This is a genomic window from Bacteroides cellulosilyticus DSM 14838 (assembly GCF_000158035.1).
Lineage (GTDB): Bacteria > Bacteroidota > Bacteroidia > Bacteroidales > Bacteroidaceae > Bacteroides > Bacteroides cellulosilyticus.
This window is the reverse complement of record NZ_EQ973489.1, coordinates 383,795-398,656: the sequence shown is the minus strand read 5'-3', so window position 1 is coordinate 398,656 and position 14,862 is coordinate 383,795. Positions and strand designations below refer to the sequence as shown.

Annotated in this window: 14 protein-coding genes and 2 tRNA genes; 5 read left to right on the top strand and 11 right to left on the bottom strand. The window is 38.8% G+C overall.

Features of this window, described 5'->3' with window-relative positions:
• Positions 1 to 23 precede the first annotated feature (23 nt).
• From BACCELL_RS04275 to BACCELL_RS04265, 3 genes are all read left to right on the top strand, one after another.
• On the top strand, positions 24 to 1,019 hold the full coding sequence (locus BACCELL_RS04275; RefSeq protein WP_007210337.1) for an NAD(P)H-dependent glycerol-3-phosphate dehydrogenase: 996 nt from the start codon (positions 24 to 26) through the stop codon (positions 1,017 to 1,019).
• Positions 1,020 to 1,179: 160 nt separating this feature from the next.
• Positions 1,180 to 2,517: a glucose-6-phosphate isomerase gene (locus tag BACCELL_RS04270; protein ID WP_007210335.1), complete on the top strand. Its 1,338-nt coding sequence runs from the start codon at positions 1,180 to 1,182 to the stop codon at positions 2,515 to 2,517.
• A gap of 101 nt (positions 2,518 to 2,618) precedes the next feature.
• Positions 2,619 to 3,347: an inorganic diphosphatase gene (locus BACCELL_RS04265; protein ID WP_007210334.1), complete on the top strand. Its 729-nt coding sequence runs from the start codon at positions 2,619 to 2,621 to the stop codon at positions 3,345 to 3,347.
• A 40-nt stretch (positions 3,348 to 3,387) separates the two neighbouring features.
• Here the strand turns inward: BACCELL_RS04265 and BACCELL_RS04260 are convergent, their stop codons facing one another.
• Complete coding sequence (locus BACCELL_RS04260; protein ID WP_025726024.1) at positions 3,388 to 3,732, bottom strand: helix-turn-helix domain-containing protein; 345 nt, start codon at positions 3,730 to 3,732, stop codon at positions 3,388 to 3,390.
• Between the two features lie 468 nt (positions 3,733 to 4,200).
• Between BACCELL_RS04260 and BACCELL_RS04255 the strand changes: the two genes are divergently transcribed.
• On the top strand, positions 4,201 to 4,488 hold the full coding sequence (locus BACCELL_RS04255) for a UpxY family transcription antiterminator (RefSeq protein ID WP_007210331.1): 288 nt from the start codon (positions 4,201 to 4,203) through the stop codon (positions 4,486 to 4,488).
• A 65-nt stretch (positions 4,489 to 4,553) separates the two neighbouring features.
• Here BACCELL_RS04255 and BACCELL_RS26450 read toward each other — a convergent pair.
• The 10 genes from BACCELL_RS26450 to BACCELL_RS04205 form a co-directional block, all read right to left on the bottom strand.
• A tRNA-Arg gene (locus BACCELL_RS26450) sits at positions 4,554 to 4,621 on the bottom strand.
• Between the two features lie 443 nt (positions 4,622 to 5,064).
• Positions 5,065 to 5,400, bottom strand: a complete 336-nt coding sequence (locus tag BACCELL_RS04250) for a hypothetical protein (RefSeq protein ID WP_157133876.1) — start codon at positions 5,398 to 5,400, stop codon at positions 5,065 to 5,067.
• A gap of 354 nt (positions 5,401 to 5,754) precedes the next feature.
• Positions 5,755 to 6,096, bottom strand: a complete 342-nt coding sequence (locus BACCELL_RS04240; protein ID WP_007210328.1) for a hypothetical protein — start codon at positions 6,094 to 6,096, stop codon at positions 5,755 to 5,757.
• Positions 6,097 to 6,884: 788 nt separating this feature from the next.
• On the bottom strand, positions 6,885 to 7,472 hold the full coding sequence (locus BACCELL_RS04235; RefSeq protein ID WP_007210327.1) for a tyrosine-type recombinase/integrase: 588 nt from the start codon (positions 7,470 to 7,472) through the stop codon (positions 6,885 to 6,887).
• Positions 7,473 to 7,776: 304 nt separating this feature from the next.
• Positions 7,777 to 8,046: a Txe/YoeB family addiction module toxin gene (locus BACCELL_RS04230; RefSeq protein WP_007210326.1), complete on the bottom strand. Its 270-nt coding sequence runs from the start codon at positions 8,044 to 8,046 to the stop codon at positions 7,777 to 7,779.
• Positions 8,043 to 8,297 carry a type II toxin-antitoxin system Phd/YefM family antitoxin gene (locus BACCELL_RS04225; RefSeq protein WP_044153323.1) on the bottom strand — a complete coding sequence of 85 codons (255 nt, stop codon included), beginning with the start codon at positions 8,295 to 8,297 and terminating at the stop codon, positions 8,043 to 8,045. Before BACCELL_RS04225 ends, BACCELL_RS04230 begins: the two co-directional genes overlap by 4 nt.
• A gap of 134 nt (positions 8,298 to 8,431) precedes the next feature.
• Entirely contained in the window at positions 8,432 to 9,454 is a 1,023-nt protein-coding gene (locus BACCELL_RS04220) for a DUF3871 family protein (protein ID WP_007210324.1), read from the bottom strand.
• A gap of 328 nt (positions 9,455 to 9,782) precedes the next feature.
• Entirely contained in the window at positions 9,783 to 11,705 is a 1,923-nt protein-coding gene (locus BACCELL_RS04215; RefSeq protein WP_007210323.1) for a DEAD/DEAH box helicase family protein, read from the bottom strand.
• A gap of 608 nt (positions 11,706 to 12,313) precedes the next feature.
• On the bottom strand, positions 12,314 to 13,582 hold the full coding sequence (locus BACCELL_RS04210; protein WP_007210322.1) for a phage integrase SAM-like domain-containing protein: 1,269 nt from the start codon (positions 13,580 to 13,582) through the stop codon (positions 12,314 to 12,316).
• A gap of 141 nt (positions 13,583 to 13,723) precedes the next feature.
• A tRNA-Arg gene (locus BACCELL_RS04205) sits at positions 13,724 to 13,796 on the bottom strand.
• A 204-nt stretch (positions 13,797 to 14,000) separates the two neighbouring features.
• Between BACCELL_RS04205 and asnA the strand changes: the two genes are divergently transcribed.
• The coding region (asnA, locus tag BACCELL_RS04200) for an aspartate--ammonia ligase (RefSeq protein WP_007210321.1) at positions 14,001 to 14,862 on the top strand (862 nt) is incomplete at its 3' end.

The following is a 14,862-nucleotide window of genomic DNA, read 5'->3' as shown; positions in this document are numbered from 1 at the left end:
AATTATTAATTATTAATTTCGATATGAAACTACCCGGAAAGATAGCCATAATGGGCGGAGGAAGCTGGGCTACAGCCATTGCAAAAATGGTACTTGCTCAGGCTGAGTCGATTAACTGGTATATGCGACGAGATGATCGTATAACCGATTTTAAACGACTGGGCCATAACCCTGCCTACCTGACGGGCGTCAAATTCGACATGAAGCGCATCAACTTCAGCTCTAATATCAACGATGTAGTAAAAGAGTCTGATACGCTGATATTTGTCACCCCCTCCCCCTATCTCAAAGCTCACCTGAAGAAGCTGAAAACGCGGATACGGGATAAATTCATCATTACTGCTATAAAAGGAATCGTACCCGATGACAATCTGATCGTATCGGAGTACTTCACAAAAGAATACGGCGTTCCACCCGAAAATATTGCTGTACTGGCAGGTCCCTGCCATGCGGAAGAAGTAGCCTTGGAACGTCTCTCTTATCTCACCATCGCTTGTCCGGATACAGACAAGGCATGTACCATCGCCCGCCGCCTGGCCAGTTCATTTATCAAAACATCCGTCAGCAATGACGTAGCCGGTATAGAATACAGTTCTGTACTGAAAAACGTGTACGCCATTGCCGCCGGTATCTGTAGCGGTCTGAAGTACGGTGATAACTTCCAGGCGGTATTGATATCCAACGCTGTGCAAGAAATGAACCGTTTCCTACAAACAGTACATCCGCTGAACAGAAACGTGAATGATTCTGTTTATTTAGGTGATCTGTTGGTAACAGGATATTCCAACTTCAGCCGTAATCGCACGTTTGGTACTATGATTGGTAAAGGGTATTCTGTAAAAAGCGCGCAAATAGAAATGGAGATGATTGCCGAAGGATATTACGGTACAAAGTGTATCAAGGAAATCAACAAGCATCACCATGTCAATATGCCGATACTGGATGCTGTCTATAACATTCTGTACGAACGCATTTCACCCATGATAGAAATCAAGTTGCTGACTGATTCGCTAAGATAATCTCTCCCTTAACTCCTCTTCCGCAAAGAGGAGAATAAAGCCAGAGTTGCGATATAAAGAAAAGAATATTATAAATAAATCTTATAAACCAAAAGTAACTCAAACCTACCTTTTCCACAGGGAAGGAGGCAGGTAAGAGGCTTTTAAAACCTAGAATATTATGATTAGTTTGAACATCGAAAAGACTTTTGGATTTATCTCCAAAGCATCTGTTGCTGCTTACGAAGCTCAGGTAAAAGCTGCGCAGGAAGCATTGGAAAACGGTACCGGAAAAGGTAATGACTTCCTGGGCTGGTTGCACCTCCCCTCATCTATCAGCCAAGAGCATTTGGCCGACCTGAAAGCTACTGCACAAGTTTTGCGCGACAACTGTGAGGTAGTAATCGTAGCCGGCATCGGCGGAAGCTATCTCGGCGCACGTGCAGTCATCGAGGCTTTATCAAACAGCTTCACTTGGTTGCAGGAAAAGAAAACTGCTCCTGTAATGATCTATGCAGGACACAATATCAGCGAAGATTATTTGTATGAACTGACTGAATTCCTGAAAGACAAGAAATTCGGCGTCATCAATATCTCCAAATCCGGAACTACCACCGAAACCGCTCTCGCTTTCCGTCTGTTGAAAAAGCAATGCGAAGACCAACGTGGTAAGGAAATGGCAAAGAAAGTTATCGTTGCCATCACAGATGCCAAGAAAGGCGCTGCCCGCATCACTGCTGATAAGGAAGGTTACAAATCATTCATCATCCCCGATAATGTGGGAGGACGCTTCTCTGTACTGACTCCGGTTGGTTTATTGCCGATAGCGATAGCCGGTTTCGATATCGAGAAATTAGTAGCCGGTGCTGCTGACATGGAAAAGGCTTGCGGTGTGAATGTTCCGTTTGCCGAGAATTTGGCTGCGCAATATGCTGCTACTCGTAACGAGCTGTACAAGAATGGCAAGAAGATCGAAATCCTTGTAAACTTCTGCCCGAAACTGCACTATGTAAGCGAATGGTGGAAGCAATTGTACGGAGAATCTGAAGGTAAGGAAAACAAAGGTATTTTCCCGGCAGCTGTAGACTTCTCTACTGATCTGCACTCTATGGGACAATGGATTCAGGAAGGTGAACGCACCATCTTCGAAACCGTAATTTCTGTAGAGAACGTAAACCATAAACTGGAAGTTCCTTCTGACGAAGCAAATCTGGACGGTCTGAACTTCCTTGCAGGTAAGCGCGTGGACGAAGTAAACAAAATGGCTGAACTGGGTACCCAGTTGGCTCATGTAGATGGTGGTGTGCCCAACATGCGTATTATCATCGAGAAGCTGGACGAATACAATATCGGTCAGCTACTTTACTTCTTTGAAATAGGATGCGGTATCAGCGGTTATCTGCTGGGCGTGAATCCGTTCAATCAACCGGGCGTAGAAGCATACAAAAAGAATATGTTTGCATTGCTGAACAAACCGGGATATGAAGAAGAGTCAAAAGCTATTCAGGCAAGACTCTAGGTAAGAGTCAGTTAACCATAGATAAACGAGGTGTGGATGAATTTAATCATTCACACCTCGTTTTTTTGTTGTATCTTTGCAGATATAAAACAATAGGTATTATGTTTCAAGAAGCCATTTCCCGCTATCTTCAGTCCAGCGGGTACTCCAGAATTCAATTGAAATCCGTCCTTTTCGATATGGACGGTGTATTATTCAATTCCATGCCTTACCATGCCGATGCCTGGCACAAGGTAATGGAACGCCATGGATTGCACCTGAGCCGTGAAGAAGCTTATCTGCATGAAGGACGAACCGGAGCTGCTACTATCAATATCGTCTATCAACGGCAATATGGAAAAGATGCCACTCCCGAAATGATACAGAGCATTTATGCAGAAAAGAGTGCAGAATTCAACAGTAACCCCGAACCGGAACCTATGCCCGGCGCATGGGAAGTACTACAGAAAATAAAGTCGGACGGACTGATACCGATGGTAGTCACTGGTTCCGGACAACACTCACTATTAGACCGCCTGTCGCATAACTTCCCCGGCATGTTCCGTCGCGAACTGATGGTAACTGCCTTCGATGTAAAATATGGGAAACCACACCCGGAACCTTACCTGATGGCTTTACAAAAAGGAGGATTAGCCCCCAATGAAGCTATCGTAGTAGAAAATGCGCCTATGGGCGTACAAGCCGGTGCAGCAGCAGGTATATTTACAGTAGCTGTCAACACAGGTCCCATTGACGGACAGGTCTTACTAGATGCCGGAGCAAATGTATTATTCCCGTCCATGCAGGATTTTTGCGACAATTGGGAGAACTTACGTAAAGCGTTCGAATAAAGAAATCGGACGCTTTACTATTTATGGAAAAGAAAATATTTTATCTCAATAGTTCACTGATTTTTTTCCTTAAATTTAACTTTATTATTTCATCAGGTTTTAACTCAAGCTCTATCAAAATCTTGGCAGTAGAGAGTTTATAAGCTTCATTTTCCCTATCATAATTCATCTGTTCTTTATCGATAGAATAGAGCAGGGCAAAATCATAATCTAAAGCTTTTGAAACATTATATAAAGTATCTGTATCAATACTTTTTCGTGTCAACATATAGTCAACACTCTGAGGCTTAACTTGCAGTCTCCTTGCAAGTTCAGCCTTTGTCACCAGTTTTTCAACCATGACATTTTTTATAACTTCACCGATGTATATAGTAGTCTTTTCCATTTCCATGAAGGTACGATTTATTATCCAAACCTAGAGGAAGTGAAATAAAAATTTATCTGTCCTGTAATACCTATTTATTCACAATTCACTTGTTTTATCAAATAAATTGTGATACTTTTGTCGCAGAATGATATAAACAATAAATAATCAAATTACCATGACTCTACTGATTCTTATTCTTATAGCGATTCCTGTTTGTATCTTGACAATTCTATTATGGATATACAATGATTATAAAAAGTACAAAAGACAGAATTGCTTCTTGATTTTATTGTTTTTGGCTTTACCTGCCACTATACAAGCTCAATACACAGACAAAAATTACTGTGTAAGCTCTAAATGGCATGAAAATCCAAAAGAAATATTAGAGCATACGGCTGGAAGTTTCACCACTTCCCATGGTTGTTGACAATAAACCACAATTCTTCAATACCTTCAATTTTATCATTACGCCAATCAAAATTGATTATGATACTCCAAGACATTAAAAGCCGCCTTAACGAAACGCGAAACTGGTACATTGTACTGACATTGCCCCGAAAAGAAAGAAAAACCAAAGAAACTTTGGAAAATAAAGGCATGATAACTTATCTCCCTACCATTTACGTAAAACGCAGATGGAAAGAACAAGTAAAAGAAATACAGATTCCCGCTGTAAACAGATGCGTATTTATTTACGCTACCGGTACAGAACTAGAGGGACTAAAAGGAATATATCCTACTCTTCCGATAGAAATGACGGAAGTAGGACATTAGAGTTGACTTTACAACTGGAAAGGGAAAAAGGGGGACACCGTGATGGTATCCCCCTTTTTGTTGTGTGACCCCGGTGCGATTCAAACGCACGACCTTCAGAACCGGAATCTGACGCTCTATTCCACTAAATATCCTTGTATCCAATTAATTAACTCTTATATATTAAGGTAATTAGGAAACAATAAGGAAACAGTTGACCTAATTACTCTCCACTCCATCACAACAGGTATGAATTATGTTCATCCCATATATATTCTCCGAAATAGTTAATCTATACTACTATTAATTCAACGGAAACGCATATCTATATAGGTGAGAGAGGGAGAAAAGCGGCAAGGATGCCCAATGCCGCTCATTATCATTTAACGTTTGAAGAATTTATAAAATCCATTTAAACAATTATCATCTGGAGTTGCATCCTCACCACATAAGGTCATATAAGTCTCAGATATGGTAATAGCATATGTGTCGTAATCATCCTCACCCCCAATTTAGTTTAAAGAACCGTTTATCGTATAGTGGAAGCTTTAAGTGTCTGTATAAGTTTGCTCTGTACCACCAATCATTATTACGGTGCTAAAAATAGAATATATATTTATTATATTCAGAATTGAGGAGTTTTACCTCCTTATAATCAACTCCATATAATTGCCCTAACAAATTACTAATTCTCAATAATGCACTCGTAACTTCAGTGAGTGACACTGCAACAAGTTCTTTGTTTTCACCGATATATATATTCACATCACTATGCCCTAAAGCATTTCCAAATATATTTATGTAAACTCTATTGGTAAAATGACATAGAACATCCTCTGGATTATCTACATATTGGAACATCATATAAGGTATGCTATTCCGTGTGAGATGATTTTTAAGCTGGGTCATAAAGAAAGCTAATTTATTTTCCATAATCAAATTGTGTTTACTTAGGAATGTCTCCATTCCTATAAATTTTTATTATTTCTTTAATTATAATTTTTATTATTTCCTCCCTTGTACATCCTAAAGGGCAATGGCAGATTCTGCAAAACTCATAGTGTATATGAATTCTCCATGCAAATATTGAATGTTCTAATATATATAGATAGTCCTTGTAATCTCTAAAAAAAATTATTTGGACTCTACTCCCTTTAAGCCTATTATACCAGATTTCAAAATTTGTACACTCTCTATAATAATCCTTTTGGAGTTTATCTATGCAGAATTCAATCCATATAGAATAGGTGGATAAACATTGCTGATATGTATGAAGATTTAATTGCATTAGAAAGATAGGTTTCCTTTAATTCTACGGTTGGTATATATCATCCCTATGCAAAACATGGCTACGCACGTATCTTTCCATACTTGCCATATTATTTGTCCATCTGTTGCATTATAAAAATAGTATAGGCTATTGAAAGTTTTTTCACTGCATTGATGTACATCTTCAAAGTATTGCCACATCATTTTAGTTATTTGCTCTGAAATGTTATGTTCATAAGCAAGCAACTCTGGTATTTCTAAAACTTCATTATTAGGAGGCTGACCTAAATTGACTCCTAAACTAATGGCATTCTTCTTCACCATTATAAGTCCTTTAATTCTTGATAGCACATCTACCATATCTCTACATTTTTGTGCTTCCCAATTCCCCGAAGAAAGCAGACAATAAAAAAGGTGTGGGAACTATATTTGTCTTATCCTATTGACTGGCTTCTCGCATTGCCTGTAGTATGGATAAAACAATAGCCCACACCAATCTGATAATATCTAAAGACCCTATAAAGCTTATAAGGAGATAAAACCAAATGATGTGGTGCTATTGCTACCATCTTCATACTACGTTCAAATTTTGCGAGAATTTGTCAATAGAAGATAATTTCAATAACACCTTTCGTTAAATATGTCCTTCCAACTTCTTAACGCAATAAGTTGCTGGAATTGGTGCAAAGATAACGAAAGGTTTTAATAAGTTAATAAGAAGTAAGGATAAATGATGTAAATACTGCTCTCAAACATAATACGTGTTATAAATATTACCAGATTAGGCTATCTATTCAATAAGTTAAGACAGGTAAGAAATCTAACTATCCCCTATAAGAGACAATATTTTCAATATTTCTACCCACCCTAGATAATCATCTTCATGTTAGCATATCGTTGGATTATTATAAGGTGTTACCTTACAACATGATTTATAAGAGCAGAAACAGCTCTGAACTCTGTAAACTTATGAAATAGCCCTAGTTCTATAGGGCTGAAATGCCAAACTATCAAGAATAGACTTTAGATATCGCTGAACTTAATATTTTAAGGTTGCTACATTAAGAAGGTTATATCTTCATCTTAATTTAGTGGTAGGACAAACTTTGATTGGGGTAACCTTACTCTTAATTTGTCCTGCCTATTCTTCAGAAGCTCAAGCAATCATAAGTTTGTAGAATCTCTTCCTGTCTTAGTCCCAGATAACGTTTAGTGATAGAGACTGAACTGTGATTGAATAATTCCATGAGTTTGATTAGTGCCAATTCTGCATTATCACTGTTCATATTATAAACTTGCCTACCAAATGTCTTCCTTAATGAGTGACAAGAGAAGTTCTTAATCTTCAACCTGTACTTCTCCCTTATTTCCTTAAGGATAATATTTATTCTCTGGATTGTGAAGACTGTACCCTTCTGACTTATTAAGATGGGAGCATTAATCCCTATGGGCCTGATATGTTCATAGCAATCTCTTATATGCTGTTGCAACTGTGGATTTAGACGGATGGTTCTCTGCTTACCTGTTTTAATCTCAGTGATGCAGAATTCATCTTTATTTAATATCTGTCTCCATCGCAAGGCAAGAATGTCTGATATGCGCAATCCTGTGAAGCAACCCATTGCCATAAGAAGTGACATCTTATAATTCCCATCTCTGGATAGCTTTCGTATTAGATTCATTGCATCAGACCATATAAGATAATCTGCTGTTGTACTAGAATATTTAAGCGACATAATGTTCTGTTTTAATGGTAAATGAATATAAGTGAATATTAATTCTGAGTTGGACTATCTAACTTGTTAGTTACTAAGGAAATATTCACTAATAACAGAAGTGAATATGCTCCACTTGCTTAGAAACTGACATGTCAATAGGCTACTCCTCGTATTGATAGGTCACAATGGAATGGTAAACTCTATCATAGAATGATAATCTGTTACATGAATGCAAGTAAGCCTTATATGCTACAGAATATTCACCATGAAAAAAGGACACCTAACTTAATAGATGTCCTTCAGTTAATAAGGTGCAATAGGATTATTTCTTGGAATAATGGTATCTCATTGAGAGTATATCAATCTCTACCCTGTCATCATTTACAGAGTAAATAATCCTATGTTCTTCATTGATGCGTCTTGACCATTTACCCGTTAAATCATATTTAAGAGGTTCTGGCTTTGCAATTCCTGTATAAGGATGTTCCCTAATGTCAAGAAGAATCCTCTTGATGCGCTTGGCGATATTGGGATTAGTCTTCTTCCAATATTCCCATTGTTCCATAGCAAGAGGTGTAAATATTACCTTCATAATTCATCTAAGTTGACTTCTATCCCCTTGCCATTCTTTATATCTTCTTCTCCTTGGCGTATTGCAGCCATTGTTTCTGGTGACGACATGATATATTCCGTTTCCTTTAACGAATTATATTCATCAAGGGAAATCATCACTACTCCCTTACCATTTCCACGATTAATGATTACAGTATCATAATCATCAATCACTGAATCAATGTACCCCTTTAGGTTTGCTCTTAAATCTGTGTAATTAGCTGTTCTCATAATTCCTTCCTCCATTACCATGCAAATATATGTACTTAAATGCGTACTCGCAAATATAATTAGTTAATTATTAGATATTAAGGAACGGACACCCTGTTAATGATGCCCGTTCTGCCTTCAATCAACAAGTTCATTTAATCAATGAACCATTTGTACCTCTCATCGCCATGCAGAGCCGCATTGATGCCCATAGCAATCTCCGTAGAGTTTAAACTTCTATCCAAGAATGAATCTATATAGCTTGACTTATTAGCGCCTGTAAGGAGATTATAGAACTTCCACATATTAAGTTCACCTCCAAAGCCACGAAAATTATTATCTTGAATATATGCCTTAGCTACGGTATTAATCTGTGTGTCAGTAAGTAATATTCTGGGTAGTTCCTTCTGACGTCCTGTTGGCAAGCACTGATATAATCTCATCTTGCCAATGATTTGAGCAAACTGGTGTTCGCTCATGGCAGTCTTTCCCAATGATTGCATCAGATGCAAATGCTTGGCAGGATTGTAGTTGTTGAAAAGTTCCAGTGCCGCACGATATAGCTCTGAAGCACTACTCACTCTTAGATCATCCCTGTAACCTGTGGAACACACGCACAGGTTTGTACAGACTTGGTTAGAGAATCCAATTGCCAGTCTGAAAAGTTCTGGAACCTTCTTAGAATATAAGTTCATCTGGTTATAGGCACGAACTCCAACGATTGATAAGTTTAACCTGTTACCTCCAACCGTTTCATAGATGGTAGGAATATCAATGCTGAATGCCGCACGCTCATAATAGATGGTCTTGTCAGATTCCAGAAGTTGGTTTGCAGGTTTGTGAATGGCTTCTGGTATGCGTCCTTTCACCACATGTGAGACACGAATAGTTGCCTGCTCCACCTGTTCACCACTAAAGAATGAATTAGCCGCTTCTTGAATTGTATCAATGAATACCGCATGATTGATAGTAAGTTCATTATCCTTGGAGAAGACAGGTGTAATGCAGTCGTTAATAAGGTGCTGCATGGTTACTTCCTCTGTATTCGCTTCAATGAAATGATTCACTCTCTTAGGTCTGATTGATTCTTCAATGATAGTAGCTTCTTCTGCGTACTCACCTAAATTAAATCTCGATTGATTCTGTGCCATTGTTGGCATAATCTGTAATGCTTCCATAATGTAACTTGAATTAAATGAATATTGATTGAATTATTGGAATATGAATAAGGTCCAAACTCTATATGCTGGATCTCATACTATTCGCTAAATAATTATCAGCGTTATATACTGACTATTTTACATTTAGGATTAACTTGTGTCTCTACTTAGAGAGTGATTAACTTGAAATATATGGAAGCAATAGTTAAGTATAATATTTAGTGGTGAACGGAGGGTGAGCATCTAAGGAATGTTGTTTCTCTTTATTTGGTAGGAGGGGGAGTTAATGGTAGTAAAGTATCGGCCGGATAGTCATTGTTCTCCGGCCGATAGATTCTAATGCTTGTTAGGAAATCACAACTTGTTCAACCCTAAGACGCTTCAACTTAACAGTAGCTACACTGTTCCTGTTACTTAAAGCTACATCAAAGTAATCTCGGATAGTAGAGGCAGATAGCTTACACATCATCCCCTTTTGGGCATCCCCATATCGGGAATAGGTTATCCCGTAACAGTCCAACAGATAAGCAATCCTGTCAAGTACATTCTTTACGGGGATATATGAATTACTACCTATTTCCAGTTCAAATTCTGTGCCAATATCCAGTAGAAACTCTGGGCTGAACCTTCGTTGCAGAACTTCTTTATGCTTGGCCTGTTCCAATAGGTTCTTGACAACTGCCCTGTCATACTGCTGCTCCTCAATAGTTTCTTTACCCAGCTTGAAGAATGCATCGATGAGCCATTCTTCTTCCACGCACTTAGCTCTAAGAAATTGTACAGCATTTTCATCCTCCTTGATATTGCTTAAGATAGTTACAATGAACTGCCATTTCTCTTTAGTCTTGGCTGCTTTAATTCTGTAAATGTCATCTTCCCCGACCGCTTCATCTTCGGGCTGGAAGTCCACATTGAAATATTTCGTATCTTCGTATGCCTGTCTAAGCGCATCGGGTGAGAGGTAATATCCTTTCACTTGCTCGTCAAGTAGTAGTTGCTCTATGGCGAACCTGTCAAATCCGTTCCGCTCGGAATTGAGGACTTCGTTCAGCCGTAGCCGTTTTAAGTCCTGATCGAAATTAGTCGGGTCGTCAGCTCTCAGTTTTTCCTTCTGAACGGCTCGGTAAGATTTAATCCTCGCTTCAATGTCCGCATGTATTTCTTCATCGGATTTAACTTTAAGTTCATTGGGAATTGAAGCAATAACCGTAAGCGAGTTGTACCTCTTTCCGTTGGGGAACACATGCCTAAATCTGCCCTGGCATTGGATAGCTTCGGTGAACGGATTTATCAATGTGTGCTTCACGTGGTCGTAGTTCGACAGTATCAACACATCGCAAAGCTCTTTCAGATTGATGTCTATTGACGGGAAGAATCGCGAAGTAAACAAGTTCACCTTTCTTAGAGGAAGTTCTAACTTATCCGTGCTGTGTTCCAAGAAACGGCTCTTTAGCTCATCGGCACTATCCTTTGAACAGAATACCTTGTAATCGTCCTTTGTTATTATTCCGTCATGCAGCAATGATTCCACGATGTTATTGATTCCCTCTGTTGTCTTGTAGAAGATGCACACATGGGGAGAGCCGTTATCCAAGAGTCTTTTCACTTCCTGCTTCACCCGACTGTAAAAGCTACGAGTCGTTATCAAAGTCATGTCCTCCCGATAGTCATAGTCGGGCTTAATTTCTACCCACTTGAATTGGTGGCGCAGGAACAAGGTTAAGGTGTACTTGCTCGGCTTTAACGGAGTGGCAGATACGAGAGCCTTTCTCTCAAATTTGAAGAACTCCCTCATTGGGGCGGATATGCTTCTGCGATAGCCTGTATCTTCCGTAATGTGCTCGGATTCATCGAACAGGCAGAAGTATTTCTTGTAAATGTTTATCCCAAGCTGCCTTGCAGCGTTCAAGACTTTACCTTCAAACCCTTCGGGGGTAGTGATAATCTTCTTGTACTTGATATTGGGATTATTGAGGTAGGTGATCAGTTGTCTGACATTTACTTCCTTGAACACCCCTTGGGCTTTGTTAAACACCTGCACCTTGTTCTCCACCGCAGATTTGAACGGCTCAATCACGATAGAATTTCTCGGACTTAATTTCGAGTTCAACTCCATGTAGGTAGCTCCCGTACCTGTCATTACCTTATTAATAATGGCATTACTCGGCAGCATGGGGTAGCCTTGTCTTTTTAAGGCTTCGGACAGATACTCTCCCTTGTGGATATTCAGAACCTCCACTTCCAATGTCTTGTGCTTAGTGTCATTCATGGTACATCGGATTTAGGGAGTAACAAACTTGAGAGAACTTGTTATTATATGGGTATGACGATTTTGTTACCCCACCCGAAGGATGAGGTTCAAACCCATATAAAGTTGTAAAACTCGTGAACCGATTAATGCTTGTCAGGGTAACAAGTTCCGATTGGCGGTTCGATCCAATTGTTCGGAATTTCAAATTCATTTTCATAATCTGATGAATTTAGAAATAAAACAATTGGACTAAGGGGGATAAATAAGAACTCCTACAGCCAAGTTCATCTTACGATTGGATATAATTCACCCTTTACAAGGTCTGAATGAATGCTTATCCAATAATAAGTTTCGGAGGTCATTACTCCGAGAACTTAGTTGCAGAAGTCGCTACTTATATAGTAGAATTTATTGCTGACTGACTTCTTATGTAGTTGCCTTTCTTGATTATCTCACTTGATAACTGCACTGTCACGTGAACCATTCTTTATAAAAACAGGAGGGCTTATTTAATTCTTAGCCCGAATCTCCTACCTCATTGTAAGATTGCTGCAAATATATGACCAATATTTGAATTAATCAAGGCTTAAAGAAAAAATAACCTCATCCCAAATGAAATTACTTAATCATTTACCCCAAATATACTTCATAACCTTAGCATTAGCCTTATTCTCATTCACGAAGTCTCGTTCAATGTAGATATCGGTAACTTTCATAGATTCATCTATATGATTGAGTGCAGCATGTACAGTGTACTTGTCAATGCCTACTTTATTTAATGCAATGGTAGCCCATGAATGGCGGGCTGCGTAGTATTCCAAGTCCGCAATGCCAATCAACTTCCCAATTTCCTTCAAACCATAATTAACAGCACGGTTAAAGCTACTTGCAGTAGTATAAGAACGATAGAAGTTGAAAACACGTTGTCCTGTACAATCTCGATATTTCTCAATAAGGGGTAGTATCAATGAAGGGATTTCAATCTGCATCTGAGCTTCATCACTTCGGCGAGCTCTAGTTTTAGTTCGGTTATAAATGATGGTATTACCGACCTTAATCGCTGCGTTATATAAATCTGCTGAGTTCATGCCTATCAAACAGAAGGATAGCATGAAACAATCTTTGGCAAGGTTGTAACGACAATTGGCCTCTTCACCTTTCACTGTATAACGGTAGGGAAGTTCACTAATTATCTTAATCAGATTTGCAGGAATAGCCCTCTTCCTTGTAGCCTCTTGCTTAGGAACCACAAAATTTTCAAAAGGAGAGTTAGTAATGAGAATAATATTCCTATCATAGTCATTATATCGTCTCTTCGCTTCATTAAATAAATGTCTGATGCTCCCAAGATATAATGATACAGCACGATTAGATGTAATCCGTCCACCAGCTTCAGATATTACTTTAATCCGCTCCATTCTGCGTTCGCTTAAATATTCAGTAAATCCTCTTAAGAATGTAGCTGTTAGCTTAGTAACATCCAAATGTTCATTACCTATATATGCAATTAACGCATTTACAGCACACTTGTAGTTCTTCTTACCCTTAATATCCGTAGCCTCCAGCCATTCTTTACAGAATTGAATAAAGTCTATAGATCGCGTACGCTCCCGCTCAGCTTCCAAGTAATCAAACACATCATCCAGAGTATAAGCATTCACTTCCAACTGAAGTTTAGCGCATATATCTTGATAAGTACGAATAAGTTTATCAACTTCCCGCTTAATAGGAGTACCCTCCTTCAGTTTCAAGGACTTAGTTAAATCCTTAGATGTTGCAAAGAGACTTGTAGACAATCTCCTTAACTTACGATCAAGAGTAAATCTAATCTTTATGTTATAAGTTCCGTCACTCTTAACCTCATCTTTCTTGATTTCTTCTCTAATAGTCAGCATCTTAACTCTTACTTAAATTAGGAAACTATTAGGAAACAAGGGTGGTATATTAGCGATATTAAGGCATAATTCCTCGTCTGAAGAGTAATGTACTCAATATAAAAATCCTCAATAATCAGCTGATTATCAAGGATTTTCTAGTGACCCCGGTGCGATTCAAACGCACGACCTTCAGAACCGGAATCTGACGCTCTATTCACTAAGCTACGGAGCCTTAAATGCGGGGACAAAAGTATAAAAAAATCGGGCATATTCCTAATGATTTGTCTTTTTTTACAGTAAAAGCCTATAAATAAGAATATTATTTTGAGAGCCACAACTGGTTAATAAGAAACAAATTGCTCATAAAATTAGCCAAATACGATGCAAATATAAATATTATACCTATATTTGCCGGACAAAAACATAGTACATACTTATGAGTTATCTGATAAAACCAGAGGGTTATAAACCCTTATTGGACTTAAAACAAACAGAATTAGGAATCAAACAGATCAAAGAGTTCTTCCAATTGAACCTTTCATCGGAATTACGTTTGCGCCGCGTCACAGCCCCGCTTTTCGTATTGAAAGGTATGGGTATTAATGATGATTTGAATGGCGTAGAACGTGCCGTATCATTTCCTATCAAAGATTTGGGAGATGCGCAAGCCGAAGTAGTACATTCTCTTGCCAAATGGAAGCGATTGACATTGGCAGACTATAATATTGAATCCGGATATGGTATTTATACGGATATGAATGCCATACGCTCAGACGAAGAGTTGGGAAATCTCCATTCTCTCTATGTAGACCAATGGGACTGGGAACGTGTCATCACTACCGAAGACCGGAACGTGAACTTCCTGAAAGAAATTGTAACCCGTATTTATGCAGCCATGATACGTACAGAATATATGGTGTATGAAATGTACCCTCAGATTAAGCCTTGCCTGCCTCAGAAGTTACATTTCATTCATGCGGAAGAGTTACGTCAACTTTATCCGAATCTGGAACCCAAATGCCGCGAACATGCCATTACGAAAAAATATGGTGCTGTATTCATTATCGGTATTGGCTGTAAACTAAGCGATGGAGAGAAACACGACGGACGTGCCCCGGACTATGATGACTATACCACAGAAGGGTTGAATGGTCTTCCGGGCTTGAATGGTGACCTTTTATTATGGGATAATGTATTGCAGCGCAGCATTGAGCTATCATCCATGGGTATCCGTGTAGATAAGGAAGCCCTGCAACGCCAGCTGAAACAAGAGGGAGAAGAAAAACGACTGGAACTCT

What these genes read in the sequence shown, in the direction of transcription:
- BACCELL_RS04275 (WP_007210337.1), top strand. Translation starts at nt 24, where the DNA reads ATGAAACTACCCGGAAAGATAGCCATAATGGGCGGAGGAAGCTGGGCT.
- BACCELL_RS04270 (WP_007210335.1), top strand. Translation starts at nt 1,180, where the DNA reads ATGATTAGTTTGAACATCGAAAAGACTTTTGGATTTATCTCCAAAGCA.
- BACCELL_RS04265 (WP_007210334.1), top strand. Translation starts at nt 2,619, where the DNA reads ATGTTTCAAGAAGCCATTTCCCGCTATCTTCAGTCCAGCGGGTACTCC.
- BACCELL_RS04260 (WP_025726024.1), bottom strand. Translation starts at nt 3,732, where the DNA reads ATGGAAAAGACTACTATATACATCGGTGAAGTTATAAAAAATGTCATG.
- BACCELL_RS04255 (WP_007210331.1), top strand. Translation starts at nt 4,201, where the DNA reads ATGATACTCCAAGACATTAAAAGCCGCCTTAACGAAACGCGAAACTGG.
- BACCELL_RS04250 (WP_157133876.1), bottom strand. Translation starts at nt 5,400, where the DNA reads ATGGAAAATAAATTAGCTTTCTTTATGACCCAGCTTAAAAATCATCTC.
- BACCELL_RS04240 (WP_007210328.1), bottom strand. Translation starts at nt 6,096, where the DNA reads ATGGTAGATGTGCTATCAAGAATTAAAGGACTTATAATGGTGAAGAAG.
- BACCELL_RS04235 (WP_007210327.1), bottom strand. Translation starts at nt 7,472, where the DNA reads ATGTCGCTTAAATATTCTAGTACAACAGCAGATTATCTTATATGGTCT.
- BACCELL_RS04230 (WP_007210326.1), bottom strand. Translation starts at nt 8,046, where the DNA reads ATGAAGGTAATATTTACACCTCTTGCTATGGAACAATGGGAATATTGG.
- BACCELL_RS04225 (WP_044153323.1), bottom strand. Translation starts at nt 8,297, where the DNA reads ATGAGAACAGCTAATTACACAGATTTAAGAGCAAACCTAAAGGGGTAC.
- BACCELL_RS04220 (WP_007210324.1), bottom strand. Translation starts at nt 9,454, where the DNA reads ATGGAAGCATTACAGATTATGCCAACAATGGCACAGAATCAATCGAGA.
- BACCELL_RS04215 (WP_007210323.1), bottom strand. Translation starts at nt 11,705, where the DNA reads ATGAATGACACTAAGCACAAGACATTGGAAGTGGAGGTTCTGAATATC.
- BACCELL_RS04210 (WP_007210322.1), bottom strand. Translation starts at nt 13,582, where the DNA reads ATGCTGACTATTAGAGAAGAAATCAAGAAAGATGAGGTTAAGAGTGAC.